Annotated in this window: 4 protein-coding genes; all 4 read right to left on the bottom strand. The window is 65.1% G+C overall.

Features of this window, described 5'->3' with window-relative positions:
- The coding region (locus tag IC66_RS0107160; protein WP_038947154.1) for a substrate-binding domain-containing protein at positions 1-773 on the bottom strand (773 nt) is incomplete at its 3' end.
- Positions 774-845: 72 nt separating this feature from the next.
- Positions 846-1,724 carry an SMP-30/gluconolactonase/LRE family protein gene (locus IC66_RS0107155; protein ID WP_028142398.1) on the bottom strand — a complete coding sequence of 293 codons (879 nt, stop codon included), beginning with the start codon at positions 1,722-1,724 and terminating at the stop codon, positions 846-848.
- Positions 1,724-2,800 (bottom strand): aldose epimerase family protein, encoded by a 1,077-nt coding sequence (locus IC66_RS0107150; protein ID WP_028142397.1) that lies wholly within the window; start codon positions 2,798-2,800, stop codon positions 1,724-1,726. The genes IC66_RS0107155 and IC66_RS0107150 overlap by 1 nt, the downstream gene beginning before the upstream one ends.
- Before the next feature lie 2 nt (positions 2,801-2,802).
- A partial coding sequence (locus IC66_RS0107145; protein ID WP_038947153.1) for a Gfo/Idh/MocA family protein occupies positions 2,803-3,608 on the bottom strand: 806 nt, incomplete at its 5' end.

The following is a 3,608-nucleotide window of genomic DNA, read 5'->3' as shown; positions in this document are numbered from 1 at the left end:
CCCCTGCCGTAGCCGACGCCCTTCAGCGAGGAGATGATGCCGATCGAGATGCCGTCATAGGGCGAGAGCACGGCGTTGATCTTCTTGTTGCCGTAGTAGGCGCTGAGCAGATTGTCCATGCGGGCCTGGGCAGTGGCGCCGTCCCAGCGGAGCGTCGCGACCTTGTCCATGCCCATCTGGCCCGAGGCGACGACGAGCTTGCCGCTGTCGATATAGGGCTTCAGCACGCTCATCGCGCCGTTGTAGAAGAAGTAGGCGTTGTTGTCGTCGGGCGAGCCGCCGAACAGCTCGATGTTGAACGGGCCCTTGCCGTCCTTCAGCCCGAGCCCCTGCTCGATCGACTGCGCCTGGAGCACGCCGACCTGGAAATTGTCGAAGGTCGCGTAATAGTCGACGTTCGGCGTGCCGCGGATCAGGCGGTCATAGGCGATCACGGTGATGCCTTTGGCCTTGGCCTGCTTGAGCACGTCGGACAGCGTGGTGCCGTCGATCGCGGCGATCACCAGGGCTTTCGCGCCCTTGGTCACCATGTTCTCGACCTGCGAGAGCTGGTTCGGGATATCGTCCTCGGCATATTGCAAGTCGGTGTTGTAGCCGCGCTCCTTCAGCACCTTGACCATGTTGTTGCCGTCGTCGATCCAGCGCGCCGACGATTTGGTCGGCATCGCGATGCCGACGGTCGCCTTGTCCTGGGCGGAGGCGGTGAGGCCTGTGGCCATCGTCGCAGCGCCGGCCAGCGCCAGTGCGAGGAATGTCGTCTTCAGTTTCAGCATGTTTTACTCCCTTGGGTGTCAGACTGTTTCTTTATTTCGTCGAGAACGTCGTCGTGGGCTGCCTCCGGTCTCCTATGCGAGCTTGACGTCGGGCTCCGCGCGACCGCGCGCGGACGCCTCCAATAGAAACGTGCAACCGGCTTGCGGATCGGCGGCGCGCCCTGCCGCGTCCATATCCTGCCACGCTGACGTGACAAGGAGGCGCGACAGATCGGAACCGACGAAGGCGGGACAGCTCGCCTGCTTCGCCGGCACGCTCAGTGAGCGCAGACGCTCGCCTTGCGGGGAATAGACATCGATACGGCTCGCGCCCCAGCAGGCATTCCAGATGTTTCCGTCGGCATCGCACACCGAGCCATCGAGGCCGCCGATGCCGGTGTGGCGCAGCAGCACCTCCGGCTCGCCGCGCGGCAGGCCGGTCGCGGGATTGAGCGGGACTGCGTAGAGCACGGCACGCGCAGTGTCGGTGAAATAGCCAATGGCGCCATCCGGCGAGAAGCAAATCGAATTGGGAATGCTGATGCCGGGAAACAGCGTCGAGATCTTGCCGCGATGGAGCGCGTAGATCGCCCCCGCCTTCGGCTCGGCCTTCTTGCCCATGGTGCCGATCCAGAACGTGCCGGACTGGTGCACACGGCAATCATTGGAGCGCGTGGCAGGATTGTCCGCCTCGAGCGGACAGAACAGCGTCATGGCGCCGTCGGCAAGCTTGCGGATATACAGACCGTCCTCGGCGACGATCAACTGGCGCTCGGCATCGATGCGCCCGAGCGCGCTGGCCATCCGGCCGAGCGCATGGACGCGGATGCTGCCGCTGCCGAGTTGCGCCTCGAACAGCCGTCCTTCGCGGATGTCGAACCACCACGCCGTATCGGTGGTCACGTCATAGGTCGGGCCCTCGCCGAGATGGCAGGGATCGTCCGAGAGAACTGATGTCGGCACCTGTTCCATCATGACGTCCTCACACCGAAGCGATAGACCGTGTGGTGCCGATAGGCTCCGCCGGGATCGAGGCGCGGGCTCGGGAAATCCGGCCGGTTCGGCGCGTCAGGCCAGATGTGCGGCTCCAGGCACATGGCATCCGATTGCCGGATCAGCTTGCCGCCCTTCCCCGAAATCGTGCCATCGAGATAGTTGCCGGAATAAACCTGAACGCCGGGCTGATCGGTGAACAGCTCCATGACGCGCCCCGAGCGCGGTGCCTCCAGCCGGGCAGCAAGTGCGAGCTTGCCGTCGCGCGCGAGGCAGTAGGTGTGGTCGTAACCCCTGCCGCTCTGCAATTGCTCATCGCTCTGCCGGATGCGCTCGCCAACCTGCCGAGGCTCCCGGAAGTCGAACGGCGTGCCGGCCACCGCGCGCGGCGGTCCGGGCAGCGGAATGGCGGTGGGATCGATGGCGAGGAAATGTTCGGCGGCAACCGTCAGCCTGTGATCGAGAATGGGCGTGCCTGACGTTGCGCCTTCCAGATTGAAGAAGCTGTGGTTGGTCAGGTTGACGATGGTGGGACGGTCGGTCCGCGCCTCCATGCTCAACGACAATTCGGTCGGGCCGGTGACGCGATAGGTCAGGCGGACATCGAGCTGGCCGGGATAATTCTCCTCGCCATGCGGACTGACATAGGTCAGCGTCACCGCGGGCTCGGCGCCGTCGTCGATCTCCGCAATCTGCCAGAGCTTGCGGTCGAATCCATCGAGGCCGCCGTGCAGCGCGTTCGGCCCGTTGTTGACGGGAAGTTGCACCGTCTCGCCGTCGAGCGAGAACTGCCCCTTGGCAATGCGGTTGGCATAGCGGCCGACGGTGGCCCCAAGGAACTTTCGCTCCGCGAGATAGCCGGCGAACGCGTCATGGCCGAGCACGACGTCGTCATGACCGCCCTTCGCATCCGGCGCAATCAGCGCCTGGATCACCGCGCCGTGGGTGATGATGCGCGCCTCGAAGTCGCCCTCGCCGCGCAGCACGATGCGCTCGACCTTGCGACCGTCAGGCAGTGTGCCGAAGATGTCTTTTGTGATTTTTGATGCGGCCATGTCTAATCCACAAACGGTTCGACGACGGTGCGCCTGCCGAGCAGGAAGGCGTCGGCAACGAGGCGAAGCGGCGTCAGATCGACGTCGCTTGCGCCGGTCGCCGCGAGCTCGACGAAGCGCCGGTAGAGCCCGCGATATTCCTCATCGGGCGCCTCGGCAAGCACCTTGCCGTCGACCTCCAACCGTGCGCCACCGCTGGACAAAGTCATCCGGCCCTGGTCGGTATCGACGAGGATATCCCAGCTCTGCGGTCCGGTCTGGCGGAAATCGAACTCGGCGATCACAGCAAGGCCGTCGATGTCCGTCAGCGTCAGGTTCGCCGCAATCGGTGCCTGGCAATTGGCGGGAAACGCCAACTCGGCCGCGGTGACGAACACGGGCTTCGGCAGGATTTTGGTCAGGATCGACAGCCCGTTGATGCCGGGATCGAACACGCCGAGGCCGCCTGGTTCCCAGATCCAGCCCTGACCGGGATGCCAGACGCGAACATCCTCCTTCCAGCTGACGTGCACCGACTTGATGCGTCGCTCAGCGAGCCATTGCCGCGCGGGCTCGACCGCCGGCGCATGGCGCGAATGCCAGGTCGCAAACAGCGTGCGCTTTGCCTCCGCCGCCATCGCTACAAGCGGATCGAGCTCGGCGACACCGATGCCCGGCGGCTTCTCCAGCATGACATGCTTGCCGGCGGCGAGCGCCGCGGCAGCCTGCGCGCGACGCACCTGCGGCGGTGTGCAGAGCGAGACCGCATCGATCGGCGGTCCCTTTTCCAGCAGCTCCTCGATGGTCGCGAAATGCGGCAGTCCCGGCA

The sequence above is a fragment of the Bradyrhizobium genomosp. III genome (assembly GCF_000261705.1).
Taxonomy (GTDB): domain Bacteria; phylum Pseudomonadota; class Alphaproteobacteria; order Rhizobiales; family Xanthobacteraceae; genus Bradyrhizobium; species Bradyrhizobium ottawaense.
The sequence above is the reverse complement of the archived record's forward strand: the minus strand, read 5'-3'. Positions and strand labels throughout refer to the sequence as shown.